This window comes from Maritimibacter sp. 55A14 (assembly GCF_003122205.1).
Taxonomy (GTDB): domain Bacteria; phylum Pseudomonadota; class Alphaproteobacteria; order Rhodobacterales; family Rhodobacteraceae; genus QEYE01.
Genome location: NZ_QEYE01000003.1, coordinates 77,051 through 95,942 on the forward strand (window position 1 = coordinate 77,051; position 18,892 = coordinate 95,942).

General features: G+C 68.5%; 18 protein-coding genes. 6 read left to right on the forward strand and 12 right to left on the reverse strand.

Translation table 11 applies throughout. From position 1 onward, the window contains the following. Positions 1-15 precede the first annotated feature (15 nt). From DDZ14_RS20115 to DDZ14_RS03310, 3 genes are all read right to left on the reverse strand, one after another. Positions 16-150, reverse strand: a complete 135-nt coding sequence (locus DDZ14_RS20115) for a hypothetical protein (RefSeq protein WP_255417484.1) — start codon at positions 148-150, stop codon at positions 16-18. A gap of 214 nt (positions 151-364) precedes the next feature. Beyond that, positions 365-760 (reverse strand): DUF6497 family protein, encoded by a 396-nt coding sequence (locus DDZ14_RS03305; RefSeq protein WP_233252456.1) that lies wholly within the window; start codon positions 758-760, stop codon positions 365-367. A 10-nt stretch (positions 761-770) separates the two neighbouring features. Then, positions 771-2,303, reverse strand: coding sequence for an acyl-CoA carboxylase subunit beta (locus tag DDZ14_RS03310; RefSeq protein ID WP_109423522.1), 1,533 nt, complete (start codon positions 2,301-2,303; stop codon positions 771-773). Positions 2,304-2,521: 218 nt separating this feature from the next. On the opposite strand from DDZ14_RS03310, the gene DDZ14_RS03315 reads away from it, so the two are divergent. Beyond that, positions 2,522-3,565 (forward strand): proline racemase family protein, encoded by a 1,044-nt coding sequence (locus DDZ14_RS03315; protein WP_109423523.1) that lies wholly within the window; start codon positions 2,522-2,524, stop codon positions 3,563-3,565. Between the two features lie 55 nt (positions 3,566-3,620). After that, positions 3,621-4,838, forward strand: coding sequence for a multidrug effflux MFS transporter (locus DDZ14_RS03320; RefSeq protein WP_109423689.1), 1,218 nt, complete (start codon positions 3,621-3,623; stop codon positions 4,836-4,838). 23 nt (positions 4,839-4,861) lie between these two features. On the opposite strand, the gene DDZ14_RS03325 is transcribed toward DDZ14_RS03320, so the two are convergent. The 3 genes from DDZ14_RS03325 to DDZ14_RS03335 all read right to left on the reverse strand — a co-directional run bounded on the left by DDZ14_RS03325 (position 4,862) and on the right by DDZ14_RS03335 (position 8,456). Further along, a complete protein-coding gene (locus tag DDZ14_RS03325) occupies positions 4,862-5,944 on the reverse strand; it encodes a PLP-dependent cysteine synthase family protein (RefSeq protein ID WP_109423524.1) in 1,083 nt (360 codons plus the stop codon). Between the two features lie 71 nt (positions 5,945-6,015). Next, positions 6,016-7,038, reverse strand: a complete 1,023-nt coding sequence (locus tag DDZ14_RS03330; protein WP_233252457.1) for an NADP-dependent oxidoreductase — start codon at positions 7,036-7,038, stop codon at positions 6,016-6,018. Beyond that, positions 7,035-8,456: a short-chain fatty acyl-CoA regulator family protein gene (locus DDZ14_RS03335; RefSeq protein ID WP_109423525.1), complete on the reverse strand. Its 1,422-nt coding sequence runs from the start codon at positions 8,454-8,456 to the stop codon at positions 7,035-7,037. The genes DDZ14_RS03330 and DDZ14_RS03335 overlap by 4 nt, the downstream gene beginning before the upstream one ends. A 230-nt stretch (positions 8,457-8,686) precedes the next feature. Between DDZ14_RS03335 and DDZ14_RS03340 the strand changes: the two genes are divergently transcribed. Beyond that, positions 8,687-9,160, forward strand: coding sequence for a CoxG family protein (locus DDZ14_RS03340; RefSeq protein WP_109423691.1), 474 nt, complete (start codon positions 8,687-8,689; stop codon positions 9,158-9,160). A gap of 30 nt (positions 9,161-9,190) precedes the next feature. Here the strand turns inward: DDZ14_RS03340 and DDZ14_RS03345 are convergent, their stop codons facing one another. Together DDZ14_RS03345 and DDZ14_RS03350 are read right to left on the reverse strand one after the other, a co-directional pair. Continuing rightward, a complete protein-coding gene (locus tag DDZ14_RS03345) occupies positions 9,191-9,430 on the reverse strand; it encodes a YdcH family protein (protein ID WP_109423526.1) in 240 nt (79 codons plus the stop codon). Between the two features lie 92 nt (positions 9,431-9,522). Continuing rightward, the gene (locus DDZ14_RS03350; RefSeq protein WP_233252458.1) at positions 9,523-10,104 is read right to left on the reverse strand and encodes a thermonuclease family protein; all 582 of its coding nucleotides are present in this window, start codon (positions 10,102-10,104) and stop codon (positions 9,523-9,525) included. A gap of 229 nt (positions 10,105-10,333) precedes the next feature. On the opposite strand from DDZ14_RS03350, the gene DDZ14_RS03355 reads away from it, so the two are divergent. Continuing rightward, a complete protein-coding gene (locus DDZ14_RS03355; RefSeq protein ID WP_109423528.1) occupies positions 10,334-11,608 on the forward strand; it encodes an aminotransferase class V-fold PLP-dependent enzyme in 1,275 nt (424 codons plus the stop codon). A 594-nt stretch (positions 11,609-12,202) separates the two neighbouring features. On the opposite strand, the gene DDZ14_RS03360 is transcribed toward DDZ14_RS03355, so the two are convergent. From DDZ14_RS03360 to DDZ14_RS03375, 4 genes are all read right to left on the reverse strand, one after another. Next, positions 12,203-13,987 (reverse strand): ABC transporter ATP-binding protein, encoded by a 1,785-nt coding sequence (locus DDZ14_RS03360; RefSeq protein ID WP_233252459.1) that lies wholly within the window; start codon positions 13,985-13,987, stop codon positions 12,203-12,205. Continuing rightward, entirely contained in the window at positions 13,984-14,631 is a 648-nt protein-coding gene (locus DDZ14_RS03365; protein WP_158275454.1) for a tyrosine-protein phosphatase, read from the reverse strand. The genes DDZ14_RS03360 and DDZ14_RS03365 overlap by 4 nt, the downstream gene beginning before the upstream one ends. A 140-nt stretch (positions 14,632-14,771) precedes the next feature. After that, positions 14,772-16,034 (reverse strand): VWA domain-containing protein, encoded by a 1,263-nt coding sequence (locus DDZ14_RS03370; protein ID WP_109423693.1) that lies wholly within the window; start codon positions 16,032-16,034, stop codon positions 14,772-14,774. An 81-nt stretch (positions 16,035-16,115) separates the two neighbouring features. Then, positions 16,116-17,027 carry a MoxR family ATPase gene (locus tag DDZ14_RS03375; RefSeq protein WP_109423530.1) on the reverse strand — a complete coding sequence of 304 codons (912 nt, stop codon included), beginning with the start codon at positions 17,025-17,027 and terminating at the stop codon, positions 16,116-16,118. A 130-nt stretch (positions 17,028-17,157) separates the two neighbouring features. On the opposite strand from DDZ14_RS03375, the gene DDZ14_RS03380 reads away from it, so the two are divergent. Together DDZ14_RS03380 and DDZ14_RS03385 are read left to right on the forward strand one after the other, a co-directional pair. After that, complete coding sequence (locus DDZ14_RS03380; RefSeq protein ID WP_158275455.1) at positions 17,158-18,147, forward strand: amidoligase family protein; 990 nt, start codon at positions 17,158-17,160, stop codon at positions 18,145-18,147. Continuing rightward, complete coding sequence (locus DDZ14_RS03385) at positions 18,144-18,866, forward strand: gamma-glutamyl-gamma-aminobutyrate hydrolase family protein (protein WP_109423532.1); 723 nt, start codon at positions 18,144-18,146, stop codon at positions 18,864-18,866. The genes DDZ14_RS03380 and DDZ14_RS03385 overlap by 4 nt, the downstream gene beginning before the upstream one ends. Positions 18,867-18,892: the final 26 nt, after the last annotated feature.

The following is an 18,892-nucleotide window of genomic DNA, read 5'->3' on the forward strand; positions in this document are numbered from 1 at the left end:
CGCCCCGAAACAGAATCAGTACTTCGTGGTTGCCGGTTCTTCCATGATCGGCTCCGGCTCCACGTACACGACCTCTTCCTCTTGCTGCGCGCAGGCAGCGGCAAAGGAAACCAGGCCAAGGGCGAGGACCAGTTTGTAGTATTTGGACATTCTTTACTCCTCAGTCTTTCAAAACTACGCCCCGCTTCGGCCTCAGGCTCCACGGTGCGTATGCTAGAGGTGGTCATTTTAGCGTGACCACTGTCCACGTTACGCGAAAAAATCGCAAGAGGATAGGATCGCATATTCGCATCGGCAGAATGTGACGCGTTTGCACCAGCAGCATGGCAGAATGAGGAAGCGTCCGCATGGCGTTGCCCCAGCATCAAAAAGCCTCCCAAATGCAACGCCCGTCCTCGGGGCGGAAAGCCTCGAAGAACTGGGTGGCCTCGGGGTCGGCCTGGCCGTGCGGGACGGCGCGGTCCGAGAGCGACACGATGACGCGGGCGGGTGTCCGTCCGGCCTCGGCGATGAGCGGCAGCGCGACGGTTTTGCACAGATGCGCGAGGTCGGATTCGGCCTCGGCGAAGGTGATCCCGCCGTCCGCCTGCGCGATCCGCGGCGCCAGGAAGCGCAGCCGCAGCGGCGCGGCCGCGCCGTCCTCCCAGATCGCCTCCAGCAGCGAGACAGGCTGCCCGGAAGGTACATCGTAGGACTTGCCCTCCGCCGTGGCCGGCCCGGCGGCCAGCGCCGCCAGCAGCATGATTGTGCCTCGTGTCATCGCCTGACCTTCAGAGTGGAATGTTGTCGTGTTTCTTCCAGGGGTTCGTCTGCTTCTTGTTGCGAAGCGACGCGAAGGCCCGGCAGACGCGTTTGCGGGTGGAATGGGGCTGGATCACCTCGTCGATGAAGCCGCGTTCCGCCGCCACGAATGGATTGGCGAAACGGTCCTCGTAATCCTTGGTGCGCGCCGCGATCTTCTCGGCGTCGCCCAACTCGCTGCGATAGAGGATCTCGGTCGCGCCCTTGGCACCCATCACCGCGATCTCGGCGGTGGGCCAGGCATAGTTGAAATCGCCCCGGATGTGCTTGGAACTCATCACGTCATAGGCCCCGCCATAGGCCTTGCGCGTGATGACCGTGACCTTTGGCACCGTCGCCTCGCCGAAGGCGAAGAGAAGCTTCGCGCCATGCTTGATGACGCCGCCGAATTCCTGGCCCGTCCCCGGCAGGAAGCCCGGCACGTCGACGAAGGTCAGGATCGGGATCTCGAAGGCATCGCAGAACCGCACGAAACGTGCCGCCTTTCGGGAACTGTCGATATCCAGGCAGCCGGCCAGCACCATCGGCTGGTTGGCCACCACGCCCACGGTCTGGCCTTCCAGCCGGATGAAGCCGGTGATCATGTTCTTCGCGAACTCGGCCTGGATCTCGTAGAAATCCCCCTCGTCCGCGGTCTTCACGATCAACTCCTTCATGTCGTAGGGCATGTTGGGGTTTTCGGGGATCAGCGTGTCGAGTGACATGTCCAACCGCTCCGGGTCGTCGAAGAACGGCCGGTGCGGCGGTTTCTCGCGGTTATTGAGCGGCAGCATGTCGATCAGCCGGCGCACCTCCATCAGTGCTTCCAGATCGTTCTCGAAGGCCGCATCCGCGACCGAGGACTTGGTGGTGTGGGTCTTGGCCCCGCCCAGTTCCTCCGCCGTCACGACCTCGTTGGTGACCGTCTTCACCACGTCGGGGCCGGTGACGAACATGTAGGAGCTGTCCTTGACCATGAATATGAAGTCGGTCATCGCCGGGGAATAGACCGCGCCGCCCGCGCAGGGGCCCATGATGACGCTGATCTGCGGCACCACACCCGAGGCCATGATGTTGCGCTGGAACACGTCCGCATAGCCCGCCAGCGAGGCCACACCCTCCTGGATGCGCGCCCCGCCGGAATCGTTGAGCCCGATCACCGGCGCGCCGTTTTGCATCGCCATATCCATGATCTTGCAGATTTTCTGCGCGTGGGTTTCGCTCAAGGAGCCGCCGAAGACGGTGAAATCCTGGCTGAAGACATAGACCAGGCGGCCGTTGACCGTGCCCCAGCCGGTCACCACGCCGTCGCCGGAATACTTGCTGTCCTGCATCCCGAAATCGGTGCAGCGATGCGACACGAACATGTCGAATTCCTCGAAGGAGCCGGGATCGAGCAGCAGTTCGATCCGTTCGCGCGCGGTCAGCTTGCCCTTGCTGTGCTGCGCCTCCACGCGCCGCGCGCCGCCGCCTTCGCGGGCATCGCCGCGGCGTCTCTCAAGCTCCTGCAGGATGTCTTTCATCGCCGGTCTCCCCCTGAGTATCAGCGCGAACATACCGTTGGCGGACAGGCCGGGAAAGGTAAATATGGAATATTTGCAAAGTCTTGGCAGAAGTAAGAAAGCAAATTGCAAATTAGCAAATCCCGCAGGCATCGGCACAAACATTCCGGAAGGGCTTGTGCCGCCGCGCAGGACCGGCTTGGCTGGGCGCATCGGGAAACGATAGGGGGTGCTGCGCCATGCGATCGGACCGTGTCATTCAGGTCGTGTCCGCCCATGCCGAGGGCGAGGTGGGCGATGTCATCACCGGCGGGATTGCACCGCCGCCGGGAGACACGCTCTGGGCGCAGCGCGACCACCTGGCCGCCGACGGGCGGCTGCGCGATTTCGTGCTGAACGAGCCGCGCGGCGGCGTCTTCCGGCACGTCAATCTGCTGGTCCCCGCGAAGGACCCCCGCGCCGTCATGGGTTTTCTGACGATGGAACCCGAACATACCCCGCCCATGTCCGGCTCCAACACGATCTGCGTGGCCACCGTGCTGCTGGAGACGGGGCTGATCCCGATGGAGGAGCCCGTCACCCGCTTCACGCTGGCAGCCGCCGCCGGGCTGGTGGAGATCACCGCGCGCTGCGAGAACGGCAAGGCACGCGATATCGAATTGACGAACGTGCCCGCTTTCGCCGACCGGCTGGACGCCGCGCTGGAGGTGGAGGGGCTGGGGCGGCTGACCGTCGATACCGCCTTCGGCGGCGACAGTTTCGTGCTGGTCCGCAGCGAGGAAGCTGGCCTGCCGCTCGTCCCCGGCAACGCCCGCGCGCTGGCCGCACTTGGCGCGCGGATCACCGCCGCGGCCAATGAGCAGTTGGGTTTCCGCCACCCCGCACAGCCCTGGGCGCACATATCCTTCTGCCAGTTCACCGAGGCGGTGAGCGAATGCGACGGCGTGAAGACCGGCCGCTCCGCCGTGGTGATCGACCCCGGCAAGATCGACCGCTCGCCCACCGGCACGGGCTGTTCGGCGCGCATGGCCGTGATGGCGGCGCGGGGCGAGTTGAGGCCGGGCGAGCCCTATGCCGGGCTCTCGATCCTGGGCGGCCGCTTCGATTGCCGCTTCGAGGCCAAGACGCAGCTCGCTGGACGGCCCGCCATCATCCCCCGCGTGCGCGGACGCGGCTGGATCACCGGCATGCATCAGCTTTTGCTCGACCCCACCGACCCCTGGCCGCGCGGCTACCGCCTGACGGATACATGGCCCGAGATGCCGGCTGCGGCACGCGCATAGCCGCCATTCGCGGGCGCATATGGACATCGCCGCGCGCAGGCGTAAATTCTGCGCCATGACATCCCGCCCCGAGGTGCGATTTCTCGACCGCACCACCCCGCCGCATATCCTGACGCTTGTGCTCTTCGCCGGTCTCTCGGCGATGGCGATGAACGTGTTCCTGCCGTCGCTGCCCTCGATGACCGCATATTTCGAAACCGAGTACCGGGTGATGCAGCTTTCCGTCGCGCTCTATCTGGCGATGAATGCCGGGCTGCAACTGCTGATCGGCCCGATTTCCGACCGCTACGGACGCAGGCCGGTCATCCTGTGGTCCGCGATGCTGTTCGTGCTGGCCACGATCGGCTGCATCCTGGCCCCCACGGCGGAGGTCTTCCTGGGGTTCCGCATGGCGCAGGCTGTGATCGTCACCGGCATGGTGCTGAGCCGCGCCATCGTCCGCGACATGGTGCCGGAGGCCGAGGCCGCCAGCATGATCGGCTATGTGACGATGGGCATGGCGGTGGTGCCGATGATCGGCCCGGCGATCGGCGGTGTGCTCGACGAACTCTTTGGCTGGCAGGCCAATTTCATCATGCTCGCGCTTGGCGGCGTGCTGGTCTGGCTGGTGGCCTGGGCCGACCAGGGCGAGACGGCGGCGGGCGGCGCGACCAGCCTACGCGCCCAGATCGCACAATACCCCGAATTGCTGCGCGCCCATCGGTTCTGGGGCTACGCGCTGACCGCCGCCTTCTCGTCGGGCGCATTTTTCGCATATCTCGGCGGTGCGCCCTTCGTGGGTGCGCAGGTCTACGGGCTGGCACCGGCCGCCTTGGGCCTCTATTTCGGCGCGCCCGCGTTGGGTTACGCGCTGGGAAATTTCCTCTCCGGGCGCTATTCGGTGCGGCTGGGGATCAACAGGATGGTGCTGCTGGGGTCCGCGCTCTGCGCCGCCGGGCTGGCGGTCTCGCTGGTGCTGTCGCTGTCGGGGATCAGCAGCGCGCTCCTCTTCTTCGGCTTCATGACCTTCGTGGGGCTGGGCAACGGGCTGGTGCTGCCCAACGCGACCGCCGGGCTGCTGTCGGTGCGCCCGCATCTGGCCGGCACCGCCAGCGGGCTGGGCGGCGCGATCATGATCGGCGGCGGCGCGGCGCTTTCGGCCCTGGCGGGCGCGCTCTTGAAACCCGGCTCGGGCGCGCTGCCGCTGCAATGGATCATGGCGCTCACATCGGGCGCGGCGGTGCTGTCGATCCTCTACGTTCTCCGGCGCGAGCGGCAACTCGCCCGCGCCTGAGTCCACGACGCGTTTACCGCGCGTCAGCCCATTTGGTAGCCTGGCGTGGAATTCGACAGCGCCCGCTCCTCGGCATCCATATCCGCCTCGATCCCGTCGAAGAGCGGCGTGGAAAGGTACCGCTCCCCCGTATCGGGCAGCATGCACAGGATCACCGCGCCCGGCTCCTCCCTCTCGGCGATCTGCATGGCGACCGCGAAAGTGGCGCCGCCCGAGATGCCGGTGAAGATGCCCTCACGCTGCGCGAGTTTCTTGGTCCAGGCGATCCCGTCGGGCCCCGCAACCGGGATCAGCTCGTCATAGAGACCGTCATCTATGCTTTCCTGCAGGACGAGCGGAATGAAATCCGGCGTCCAGCCCTGGATCGGATGCGGCTCGAAGGACGGATGGCTGACAGCCGGGCCGCCGTCCGGACCGCGCTCCTGTGCCTGACCGCTGCCCACGATCTGCGCATTGGCCGGCTCGGAGAGCACGATCTTCGTCTCCGGGCGCTCGCGGCGCAGCACGCGGCCGACGCCGGTAACCGTGCCGCCCGTGCCGTAGCCCGTCACGAACCAGTCGAGCCGGTGGCCCGCGAAATCCGCGAGGATCTCCCGCGCGGTCGTGGCCTCGTGAATATCGGCGTTGGCCTCGGTCTCGAATTGGCGCGCCAGGAACCAGCCATTTGCCTCGGCCAGTTCCACCGCCTTCATGTACATGCCGGTGCCCTTCTGCTCCTTCGGGGTCAGAACCACCTTGGCGCCCAGCATGCGCATCAGCTTGCGCCGCTCCACCGAGAAGCTCTCGGCCATCGTCACCACCAGCGGATAGCCCTTCTGGGCACAGACCAGCGCCAGCCCGATGCCGGTATTGCCGCTGGTGGCCTCCACGACGGTCTGGCCGGGCCTGAGCGCGCCCGCGCGCTCCGCCGCCTCGATGATCCCGACCGCCAGGCGGTCCTTGACGGACGCGCCGGGATTGAAGAACTCGGCTTTCACGTAAAGCTCCACGCCCTCTGGCGCGAGGTGGTTGACCCGCACCGCGGGCGTGTCCCCGATCGTCTCCACGATACTGTCGTAGCGCCTGCCACGGCCATTGGTGCGGCGCAGCCCCCCGGTTCCTGTCATTGCCTGTCCCCCTGTTTCGGAGCGTGCAGCCTAGCACGAAGTTGCGCCGCGCCAATAGGACAGGATGCGGGTCAGTCGACACGTACCAGAAGCTTGCCCGTGTTCTCGCCCCGGTAGAGCATCCCGATCGCGTCGCGCGCGGCCTCGGCCCCGTCGAGGATATGCTCGCGCCAGACGATACGCCCGTCCCTCACCCAGCCGGCCAGCCGCGCAATGGCGTCCGCATAGGCGTCCTTGTGATCGAGAACAAGGAAACCCTCCATGCGAGCGCGCTTTACAAGCAGCGCGCGGTGTACGCGCGGGCCGTCGGGCCAGGGGTCCCAGTCGGTCACGGCGGCGGTGCCGCAGATGATCCAGCGCGCACCCGTCGCCATCCGGTGCAGGGCCGCGTCGGAGACCGGCCCGCAGGTATTGTCGAAATAGACGTTCCAGCCGTCCGGGCAGGCCGCTGCCAGCGCCGCGTCGAGCCCGCCGGCCTTGTAGTCGATGGCCGCGTCATAGCCGAAGACATCGCGGCAAAGCGCCGTCTTCTCCGGCCCACCGGCCACGCCCACGGTGCGGCAGCCCAGCAGTTTCGCGATCTGACCCACGGCCGAGCCGACCGCGCCCGCGGCGGTAGAGACCAGCACCATCTGCCCCGGCTCCGGCGCGCCCACACGGGTGAGGCCCAGATAGGCGGTCACGCCGTTCAGCCCCAGAAGGCCCAGCGCCAGGGATTGCGGCAGGTCCGTCTCCACCACCTTGCGGTCGATCGTGGCGCCTTCGACCAGCGCGTAACGTTGCCAGCCGAAGAGCCCGGTGACGATCTCGCCCTCGGCAAAGCCGGGATGGCGCGAGGCCACCACCCGCCCCACGGCGAAGCTGCGCATCACCGCGCCGATCTCCACCGGCGGGATGTAGTTGGGCACGTCGTTGACCCAGCCGCGCATCGCGGGATCCACCGACCAGAACGCGGTCCGCACCAGAACCTGTCCCGGACCCGGCACCGGGACCGGCCCGTCTTCCACCGCGAAATGCTCAGGGCCTGGCACGCCCTTTGGCCGCGCGGCAAGAATCACGCGGCGGTTTTCCAGCCCCGGCATCGTTTCGGTCATGTCACCTCCCCGTCCTGTCCGATCGTGTAGGGCAGCACGCCCCTGACGTCGTGGTTCACCCGCAAGGGCCGCTCCAGCGGCGGCACGGAGCGCTGGTGGCAGCGCGTGCGCTCGCAGATCCGGCAGGAGATCCCGATCGGCTCAAAGGCGGCGGAATTGTCCACGTCCAGATCGTCGGCATAGACCAGCGCGCCCGCATGGACGACCTCGCAGCCCAACCCGATGGCATAACGCCGAAGCGGCGCCTTGAAGCTGCCGCCGGGCTTGGAGACGTCGCGCGCCAGGCAGAGATAACGCACCCCGTCCGGCGTCTCCGCCAACTGGCGCAGGAACTGGCCCGGCGTCTCGAAGGCGCGGTGGACGTTCCACAGCGGGCAGGCGCCGCCGAACCGGGCGAATTGCAGCCGTGTGGCCGAATGCCGCTTGGTGATCGTCCCCGCCTGATCGACCCGCACGAAGAAGAAGGGAATACCCTTCGCCCCCGGCCGCTGCAGGGTCGAGAGCCGGTGCGCCACCTGCTCGATCGAGGCGCCGAAGCGGTCGGCGAGTTGTTCCAGGTCGTGCCGCACCTCCTGCGCGGCGGACAGAAAGGCGCCATATGGCAAGAGCGCGGCGCCCGCGAAATAGTTGGCAAGGCCGATCCTGGCGATGGCGCGCGCCTCCTCGGACTGGAAGCGCGCCAGATCCAGCGTGGCATCCAGCAACTCGCCCTGGGTCAAGAGCGCTATCTGGTGCAGAATCTGGAACCGCTGCGTGGACGGCGCGCTGCGCGCCGCCAACGACAGCACGCGCGCCTCCGCATCGAAGCTGCGCAGCGCGGCGCCGTCGGTCAGCCGCACCGCTACGTCGCGCGCCTCCAGATAGCCTATGGCGGCGGCGAGCGGTGGCTGGTCGGCCTCTGCCAGCGCCCCGGCCACCCGTTCCGCCGCCCGGTCCACCGCGTCGATGTAATTGTCGCAGTAGTGGAAGAAATCGCGCACCTCCTCCCAGGGCGAGGGGCGGATGGCGCTGTCCTCGCGCCCCAGCGCCTCGTCGAGCGAAGCCAGTCGCTCGTGGCTTTGCCGGTAGGCGCGGTGCAGCTCAAGGAAGGCGCGCGCCAGTGCCGGCGCGTTCGACGCCGCGAGCCGCAGGTCGGCCAGCGGCGGCGCGGTGTCGGCGAAGACCGGATCGGCCAGCGCCTCGCGCATGTCGGTGACCATGCGCTCGGCGTCGCCGGTGCTCAGTTCGGTCACGTCGAGGCCGAACTCGCCGGCGAGCGCCAGCACCACGCCGGTGGAAACCGGGCGGTGGTTGTTTTCCATCTGGTTGAGATAGGGCAGCGACACGCCCAGCTTGGCGGCGAAATCCTTCTGCGTCAGGCCGAGCCGCGTGCGCGTCTCGCGCAGCTTCACACCGGCATAGAGTTTCTGCGTCGCCATCACCCTGCACCCCGCCCGCAAGTTTGCCAATGCCGATCTGTCCTGCGCATGCGCCGAACGCCCCGCCTGATTTGCAGATTTGCTGGCCGAGGTTAGCAATTGCAAATGGGTCGCGGCAAGACCCGGCGTTCCGGCGCCGGCGCACGCAGGCGTGACCCGCTCCGACATTTGGCGGATTGCAAGCACGCCCCGTGCGCCCCTATCCTGCCGCACAGGACAGGGAGGAGATCATGGAACTCAAGGGCAGCCGCACCATCGCCGCCGACCGCGCCACCGTCTGGGCGGCATTGAACGACCCGGACGTTCTGGCCGCCTGCATTCCGGGCTGCGAGGAGCTGACCGGTTCGCCCGAGGAAGGTTTCGAGGCCACCGTGAAGCAGAAGGTCGGCCCGGTGAAGGCCACCTTCAAGGGTGCTGTGACGCTGTCGGACATCGTGCCCGAGCAAAGCTACCGCATCTCCGGCGAGGGCAAGGGCGGCGTCGCGGGTTTCGCCAAGGGCGCGGCCGACGTGCATCTCGCCGATGCCGAGGCTGGCGGCACCGAGTTGAGCTATGACGTGGAAGCCAAGGTGGGCGGCAAGCTCGCGCAACTCGGCTCGCGCCTGATCAACGGATTCGCGACGAAGATGGCGGACCAGTTCTTCGAGCGGTTCCAGGAGCGGGTCGAGAGCGACGGCGCGGCGGAAGAGGACGGCGCGGCCTGACCGGTTCCCGCGCCGCCCGGCCGCCCGGCCTCAGGCTGGCTGAAGCATCGACCAGATGTGATCCTTCAGCATGAGCCGCTTCTTGCGCAGTTCCGCCTCGTACAGGTCGTCGATGGGTTCCACGTTCGTCTCCGCACGGTGTATGGCGCGGTTCACGTCGTGATAGTCGTCCACCAGTTTGGCGAAATGGGCGTTCACTACCTTGAGCTTCTGAATCGCCTCGGCCTGTTCGGGAAATTCCTCGGCCAGTTCATGCGGGGTGTGGGACATTGCGCTTCATCCTCCTCTGATCGCGTCACCCGGCAACCCTAGGCAGGGCGGCGCGGGCAAACCTTGATCGGGGTCAAGTCGAGGCCAGCGATTCAGCCCCGCGCACGCCGCCATCCGGCCGCGCGCGCCTCGGCCTCGGAACAGAACCAGCGCTCGCCCCGCGCGGTGTCTATGCGCGTATCACCGTACCAGCGGCTGCCCGGCAGATGGTAAAGGCGCCCGTTGCCCGAGATGTTGCCCTTGATCCGGCAGTCCGCCTGCGGCGCCGCATCCGCCTGCCGGTCTTGCCGGCGGTTCGCCCGGTAAGCTCCGGGCGCGACCATTTGGCCGGCCCAGAGCCCCCGCGATTCGCGCTTTGCCGCCGCCTCCTGCGCGACATAGGCGGTTGAATATTTCCGGTAAGCCGTGGCCATGCCGTTCAGCACCAGCCAACGGCCCAGATCCGCCTCCCCGGCCCGGCACTGCGCCACCAGGCGGCCATAGCGGTCCCGCTCGCGCCCGTAGCAGCTTACCTGCGCGCCGCGCAGGCGTTTCGCCAGTTGGCGCTTCGCCCAGCGGCCGCAACTCCAGGCGCGGCCCTGCGCGTCGGTGCAGGTCTGTGCCAGTTCCGGGGCGTCTATGCCGTGCAGCCGGATCGTGGTCGCGCCGATCTCGATCGTGTCGCCGTCGATCACCCGCGCGCGGCCGCCGATCTCGGTCGCCCAAACGGGGAGCGCTGCGCAGAGCAGAAGAAAGAGTGAACAAATCCTTAACACGGGGCTCAGGATGCGCGCGCCGACGCCACCTCGCAACCGGTATGTTAATCTTTCTTAACGCGCCCTGAGCGGCTTGCCTTCGGCCCGCTTCGGGGCGATGACTGACCGGTGCGCACGCCCCGCGCCGCCCGTCTTGCAGGAGCCCCCCATGCCGCTCTCCGATCCCGGTCTCATGTCCGAAATCCGCGCCCGTTTCGCGCATGTGGACGCCTGCCCGTTCCAAGGCCCGCGCGTCTTCTTCGAGAATGCCGGCGGCGCGTTGACCCTGAATTCCGTGGTCGAGACCTCCGCCCGGATGGCCGCGATCCCCGACAACCAGGGCCGCGACAACCCTGCGTCGAAGGCGCTTGCCGATATCATCGCGGGTGCGCGGGCGGATATGCGCGTCTTCTTCAACGCCCCCGACGGCCAGTTCTTCGTCGGAGAAAGCGGCACGGAATTGCTGTTCCGGCTGATCCGCACCGCCTGCCTGGACGCCGGTCCGGGCGAGGTTCTGGGCAGCACGCTGGAACACCCCGCCTCGCGCAGCGCCGCGATCCGCTGGGCGGGGATCGCGGGCATGGACTATGTCAGCGTGCCCCATGATCCGGCGACCGGCACCGTCACCGCCGCGGATTACGTGCCGCACCTGTCCGGGAAAACCCGCGTCGCCACGATCCTGCACACCTCGCCCGTCACCGGCATGGGCGTGGACGTGGCCGGGATCGCGGCGGCGATCCGCGCCGTGTCGCCCGACTGTCTGATCGTGGTGGACGGCATCCAGCACGCCGCGCATGGCGGCATCGACATCGCCGCCTACGGCATCGACGGCTACGTGGTGTCGCCCTACAAGGTCTTCTCGCGCCACGGCTATGGGCTGGCCTGGATTTCCGACCGGCTGACGCGCCTGCCCCATGACATGCTGCGCGGCGCCCCGTCCGAGGGCTGGGAGATGGGCACGCGCGACACCGGCGCCTATGCCACCTTCGCCGATGTCGTGGCCTATTTCGACTGGCTGGGCGGCGCGGTCTCGCAGGCCACCGACCGGCGCGCCCGGATCGAGGCGGCGGCACGCGCGATCCACGCGCACGAGTCGCGCCTGACGCATGCGATGCTGCACGGCGTGGGCAACCTGCCGGGACTGGCCGCGATGCCCGGCGTAGAGGTCATCGGCGGGGTGGAGAACCCGCGGCGCGAAGGGCTCGTCTCCTTCGTCGTGGACGGGATCGGTTCGGTGGATGTCGTCGCGCGGCTGAACGCGCAGGGGGTGCGCACCCATCTGCGCAAGGCCGATCATTATTCGGGCAACATCCTGGACCCGCTGGGGCTGGAGAGTTGCATCCGTGTCTCGCTCTGCCACTACAACACCGAGGCCGAGGTGCTGGAGTTTCTGGGTGCGATGGCCGGGATCACCGGTGCGGCGGTTCCGGTCCCGCAGTCCTGAACCGGGACCAATGCCGGCTTGCGGTCAATCCGCCGCACCCGGTGAACCTCCAATGCGGCACGCCGCGCTGGCCAATGTCGCGGCGCCCGGTCGCAGGTGGCGCCGTTCATCGTTGCGTTCCGTCCTACTCCGGGCGCGGCTTGGAGCCGCGCCGGCAGTTCCGGCCCGCGCCCCTTGCCCGCGATTTTCTGTCTATTCGGCGGAAACACGCGGACAGGCCGGCTCGATCGGTGACCATCCGCCGACATTCCCGGCATTCCTGCAACACCCGGTGGCCAGTTGTCGCGACGGAGATTGCCGTGCGAGGCGATTCCACCGCATCACTCCAACACACACGGATCGCACGCGGAGAGACGCCATGTCGAGCGCAGTCATCTTGATCGGATTGGTCGCTGTCAGCGGCCTCCTCTTTGCCTTGGCGCGCACATAGCGCCGGGCTCAACTTCCACAAACGGGAACCCCGTGCGGGCTTGCGCGTGACCCGCTGCGTCGGATTCCGGATGCGGTGATGGCACGGTTCGATCCTGCGATTTCCGCGTGGCGGCGGTCCGGCCGCTTCTTCCCCACGCGCCGCACCGATGCTGGTCCCGCCTTCTAGCTTGCGGCGTCCTCAGCCGCGAATTGCAGCCGGTAGAGCCCGGCATAGATGCCTTCGCGGGCCAGAAGCTCGTCATGGGTGCCCTCGTCCACCACCCGGCCCTTGTCCATCACCACGATCTTGTCGGCGTCCCGCACGGTCGAGAGCCGATGCGCGATCACCAGGGTCGTGCGGCCTTCGGCAAGCCGCTCCAGCGCCTCCTGCACCACTGCCTCCGAGCGCGCGTCGAGCGCCGAGGTCGGCTCGTCCATAAGCAGCACCGGCGCGTCGCGCAGTACCGCGCGCGCGATCGCCACGCGCTGGCGCTGGCCGCCGGAGAGATTGGAGCCGCGCGGCCCCGCGCTGGCGTCCAGCCCCTCGGGCATCCGGGCCAGGAAATCGCTCACATGCGCGGCCTCCAGCGCACGCTCCAGCGCCGCCGCATCCGCCTCGGGGCGCCCGAAGAGGATGTTGTCGCGTATCGTCTCGTCGAAGAGCGCGGCCTCCTGGCTGACCACCGAGAAGAGGCCGCGCAGATCGCCCAGCGACAACTCGCGGATATCCACGCCGCCGATGGTGATGCGGCCCTCCTGCGGGTCGCCCAGCCGCGTGAGCAGGTTGAAGACCGTGCTCTTGCCCGCCCCCGACGCACCGACCAGCGCCGTGACCTGCCCGGCCTTGGCGGTGAAACTGACCCCGTCCAGCACCGGCGCGTCGCCATAGGCGAAATGCACGTCCACCAGCCGGATATCGGCGGGCTGTTCCAGCTCCGACAGCGACCGCGGCCGCGGCGGCGACAGGACATGCGGGCGTTCTTGGAAAATGCCGTAGATCCGTTCCAGGCTGGCCAGAGCCGACTGCCAGACGCCCGCGACGTTGCCCAGCCGCTTGAGCGGGTCGAAGACCAGCGCGATGGCGGTGAAGAAGGACATGAACTCGCCGATCGTGGCGCTGCCCTCCATGATCTGGAGCCCGCCATAGACGATCAGCCCCAGAAACCCGAGACCGGCGGTCACATCCATCAGCGCGGGGATGCCGGCCTGCCCCGCGCCGGAGCGGATTTGCGCGCGCGTGAAGCCCTTGAGCCCCGAGGCAAAGCGCGCCGCGTCGCGGTCTTCCATGTTGTTGAGCTTGATCGTGCTCACGCCGTGGAAAATCTCGTCGAGCCGGGTGGCGATGCCCGCGGCCGCGACGCGCGCGGCGCGCGTAGTGCGGCGCACCCAGCGTTGCAGGCCCATGATCGGCAGCAGCAGGACCGGCACGCCGGCCACGGCGATCAGGGTCCAGACCCAGTCGATGGAGATCGCCACCGCCAGAAGCGAGATCAGCGCCACCATGTCGCGGCCGAAGGCGGTCAGCACGCTCGACCAGACCTTGGTGGCGACCAGCGTGTCGCCGCGAACCCGCTCGATCAGGCTGCCCGGCGGGTTGATCTGGAACCAGGTCCCGTCGAGCGTCAGCAGATGGCCCACCATGTCGCGCTGGAGCGCGGCCGCCACCTTCTGGCCCACGGTGACCATGATGAAGCGCTGCCCGAACCCGGCCAGCGCGCGCGCCAGGAAGGAGCCAAAGACCAGGAGCGCGATCCAGCCCGCCGCAGCGCGGTCCCCGCCCTGGGCGAAGACCTCGTCGAACATCGGCTTGACCATGTAGCTCAGCGCGCCCACCGAGGCGCCCTCCACCACCATCAGTGCCAGCGCGACGCCGATCCAGGGCAGCCAGGGCCGCAGATAGGCGCGCCAGAGCCAGGCCATGACGACCCGCCCGTCGGCGTAGGCGTCGGAGGGCGAGAGGCCGTTCAAGACACGAGATCCCTTTTGCCGCGCAGCGCCGCGAATTCGGCCTCCAGCGCGACGTGATCGTAACGCGTTTCCAGCCAGTCACGCAGGGAAATCGGCCGCGCCGCACTGTCGCGCGCATAGGCGTCGAGCAGGTGATCGACGGCGCCGCGATTGGTGAAGCTCAGATGCAGGTAGCGCAGCCCGAGCTGGCGGCGGGCCCGGTCGACCGGCACGCCCTCGGCATCCATCAGGTAGAGTGCGGCGGCCAGCCCGGACCGGTCCGAACCCGACTTACAGTGCATCACGAAGGGCCGTTCGACGCGGGCGAAGAGATCGAGCATCTCGATCAGCCGCGCGGGCGGCGCGAAGCGGCGCGCCGAGAAGCGCAGGCTCTCCAGCCGCAGCCCCAGCGCGGCGCAGGCTTCGGCCTCCAGCAGATATGGCGCCTTCGGCTCCGCCCCGCGCAGGTTGACGACACTGCGGATGCCGCGCGCACGCCAGCGGCGCAGCCGCAGCGGCGAAGGCTGGTTGGCACGCCACACGCCCGGCGCGATCCGGTGCATGTTGGGCCAGAGCACACGCAGGATGCCGTGATCGGTCATCATCAGTTCCCACCAGGCGCCAGCGCGGCCCAGCGGCGTGGAGAGCCGGTCGCCTTGGGTCATCGGGGCAGCGCGGTCATTGGGAACGGGCCTGTGCTGATATGGTCGGGAGGACATGCCGTGCCGGTGGGATGGCGGGAAAAACAGGGGCGAGGTCTAGCCTGAAACGCGATGCGGGGCAAGACGGGCGGTCTTCCGTCGTCTCAGGCGGCGGCCAGGAGCCGCATCAGCCGCGGCTTGTCGCCCTGATCGGTGGCGCTGGCCAGCGCCCTGGTCAGTTCCTCCAGAGAGGCGATATTGTGGCCAGCCCGGAAACAGTCCACATGGGGTAGCATCGCCCGCACGCCCGCGGCGCGCGGTGCGAAACCTTCCCAGCGCAGCAGCGGGTTGATCCAGACGACGCGCCGGGCGCTCAGGTGCAGCCGTTCCATCTCGCGCGCGAGCCGCTCAGGCGCGCCACGCTCCAGCCCGTCGGTGATCAGCAGGACCAGCGCGCCGCGCCCCAGCACCCGCCGCGACCAGTCGCGGTTGAAGGCATGCAGGCAGTCGCCGATGCGGGTGCCACCCTCCCAGTCGCGCGCCTCCGCGCCAGCGGCGGCCACCGCGGCGTCCACGTCGCGGGCGGCCATTTGCCGGGTGATGTTGGTCAGCCGGGTGCCGAAGGTGAAGGCGTGGACCTTCGACCAGCCCGCGCCGCGCGCGTTTGAGATGGCATGCAGGAAATGCAGCACGGCGCGGGAATAGGCCGACATCGAACCCGATATGTCGCAAAGCACCACCAGGTCGGGCCAGCGGGTGCGGCGCGCGCGGAAGGCCAGCCGCTCCACCTCGCCGCCGCGGCGCATCGCGGCGCGCATCGTGGCGCGCCAGTCGGGGCGGCGGCCCAGCGGATCGACAGCCAGCCGGCGCGTCTTGAGCGGCAGTACCGGCAGGCGGAGCCGCGCGAGAAGCCGGCGGGCCTGCGCCATCTCCTCGGCCGACATCTGCTCGAAATCAAGCTGGCGGAGGCGTTCCTCGGCGGACATGGTCAGGCTTGCGTCGATCTCGATCTCTCTGCCTTCGCGGTCATCCTCCGGGAGGTTGGGCGCGGCGCGCTCCACGCCGTCGAGAAGCGCCTCGGCGGCGCGGCGTTCGGCGGCCTGCGCGTTCCGCTCTTCCCGCGCGCCGCGCACCGAGGGCAGCAACATCGCCATCATGTGCTCCAGGTAACGCGGATCACGCCAGAAGAGCCGGAAGACCTGCGCGAAGACGGCGCGGTGTTCGGGACGCGAGCAGAAGCAGGCGCGCAGGCAATAGAAGAAATCCGCCCGGTCGCTGAAACCGACCGCGGCCACGGCGCGCACTGCATCGACGATGTGCCCCGTGCCCACCGGCAGCCCCGCGGCGCGCAACGCGCGGCCGAAATGCGCGATATTGTCCGCGAGCCGGCCGTCCTCGGGCAACTCGAGCGGCGCGTATTCAACCATGGCGGCGCGCCCGGCGGCGGGCGCCGCGGCGGGGGTTTTCCACCCCCGCACCCCCGGAGGATATTTCGGGCAAGAAGAACCTCATGCGGGCTCCAGCCCGGCGCGGGCCTCCTCAAGCAGGCGAGCGGCTTCGGAGCCCTGGATCTTCTGGATGTCGTCCTGGTATTTCAGCACCGCGCCCAGCGTGTCGGCGATCACATCCGGCGTCAGGCTGACCACGTCTAGGGCGAGCAGGCATTTCGCCCAGTCGATGGTTTCGGCCACGCCGGGCTTCTTGAAGAGATCCTCGGTGCGCAGCCGCTGCACGAAGGCCACCACCTCGCGCGAGAGCTGCCGGGAGGCGCCAGGCGCGCGGGCGGCAAGAATTTCCAGCTCCCGCGCCGCGTCAGGGTAGTCCACCCAGTGATAGAGGCAGCGCCGCTTGAGCGCGTCGTGCACCTCACGCGTGCGGTTGGAGGTCAGGATGACGATCGGGGGCGCGGGCGCGCGGATCGTGCCCATCTCCGGGATCGTGACCTGGAAATCGCTGAGCGCCTCCATCAGGAAGGCCTCGAAAGGTTCGTCGGTACGGTCCAGCTCGTCGATCAGCAGCACCGGCGGGCCGCCGGGCTGCGGGCTCATCGCCTCCAGCAGCGGGCGGCGGACCAGGAAACGCTCGGAGAAGAGTTCGTCGGTGAGCGCCTCGCGATCGGTTCCCTCCACCGCCTCGGCGGTGCGGATCGCGACCATCTGGGCGGGGAAGTTCCATTCATAGACCGCGCTTGCGGCATCGAGCCCCTCGTAGCATTGCAGGCGGATCAGTCGGCGGTCCAGCCCGGTTGCGAGCGCCTTGGCGATCTCGGTCTTGCCGGTGCCGGCCTCGCCTTCCAGAAAGAGCGGACGGCCGAGCCGAAGTGCAAGGAAGACCACCGTGGCCAGCGCCCGGCCGCAGACGTAATCCTGCCCGGCCAGGAGCTTCTGCACGTCCTCGATGGACTGGATACCGGTTGTCATGCGCGCCTCCGCCCCCTGGGATGTCTCGCGGGAGCTTAGCGGCGGCGCCCGGCATGGTCCACAGGCTGCGGTCTTGTCTGCGCGGGTGCGCTGCTATGTAATCGGGGGACAGCCCGGCAAGGAGGCCGCGATGGCAGTTCATGTAGAGCAGGCGCCGGATTTCGCGGCATTGCCCGATCCCCTGGGCCTCGGCGGCGCACCGCGGCGCGTGGGCGTGGAGATCGAGTTCGGCGGGCTCGATACGCGGCGCGCGGGCGAATTGGTGCAGGCGCGTTTCGGCGGCCGGCTGGAGGTGAGCGGGCCACAGGACGTCAGGGTGCGCGGCACGAAGCATGGCGATTTCGAGATTTACCTGGACGCGCGCTGGCGCGATGCCGCGGACACGCCGCTCAAGAAGGCAGGGCTCGAGCTGGGACGCGCGGTCATCCCGGTGGAGATCGTGACGCCGCCCCTGCCGGTCGCGGCGCTGCCGGACCTGGAGCGGCTTCGCGCCGACCTGCGCGCGGCGGGTGCGCTGGGGAGCCGCGACGGGCTGCTCCTGGGCTTCGGATTGCATTTCAACCCCGAGGTGCCGGCGCTGGAGGGCACGGCGCCGGTGCATATCCTGACCGCCTTCGCGCTGATCGAGGACTGGCTGCGCAAGCGCAACCCGATCGACATCAGCCGCCGTCTGCTGCCGTTCACCGACCCCTATCCGCGCAGCCTGATCGACGCGCTGGCCGATGGCTGGCCGGACCTGGATCTCGACGGGCTTTTCGATGTCTATGCCGCCCACCGGCCGTCGCGCAACCGCGGGCTCGACATGCTGCCGCTGCTGGCGCATCTGGACCGCGCGCGCTTCGACCGGCTCTTCGGCGATCAGGGCAAGCTGCGCGCGCGGCCCACCTTCCATTACCGACTGCCCGATTGCCGCATCGACGAGCCCGGCTACAGCCTGGCCGCCGAATGGAACCAGTGGGTGCTGGTGGAACGCGTCGCCGCCGACGCGGAAGCGATGGCCGATCTGACCGTGGGCTGGGACGCGCATCGCAATGCGTTCCTGAGCCTGCGCCCGGACTGGGCGCGGCAGAGCGGCGAGATCCTGCGCGCCCACGGCCATGCCGGAGCGCAGGATCCATGAGCCGCCCGCTGATCGGCGTCACCACCTCGTCGCGGTCGGGCTGGCGCATCTTCCCGCTCATCGCGCTCAATATCCGGCTGGCCGGCGGGCGGGCCGTGCGCTGGGGCGTCGGGCGGGCGTCGGACGTCGCGCGGGTGGACGGAATCGTGATCGGCGGGGGCGACGATATCTCGCCGGACATATATGGCGGCGCGCTGGTCGCCACGGCACGGCTCGACCCCGACCGCGACCACTACGAGCGTGACCTCGTGCATGCGGCGGACGCCCAATCCAAGCCAGTGCTGGGCATCTGCCGCGGCGCGCAGATGCTCAACGTGGCGCGCGGCGGCACACTGCATCAGGACGCTTACGAGGTGCACCGCGAAAGCCGCCGTTTCCGCACCATCCTGCCGCGCAAGACCGTGCGGGTGGAACGCGGGACGCTTCTGGAAATCCTTGCAGGGCCGCAGGAGATGCGGGTCAACGCGCTCCACAGCCAGGCGGTGGACCGGCTGGGCGACGGGCTGCGCGTGGCCGCGCGCGACAGCGGCGGCATGATCCAGGCAGTGGAATGCGCAGGTGCGGTCTTTGCGCTGGGGGTGCAATGGCATCCCGAGCACCTGATTTACGCCCGCCGGCAACGTGCACTTTTTGCCGCGCTGACCGCCGCGGCGGCGGGCGACGGCGGGACCGCGCGCGACGCGGTCGCCCGCGCCATTGCTCCGGGTCATTGCAAATGATACGGTCCCGCCCAACCCCTGACACA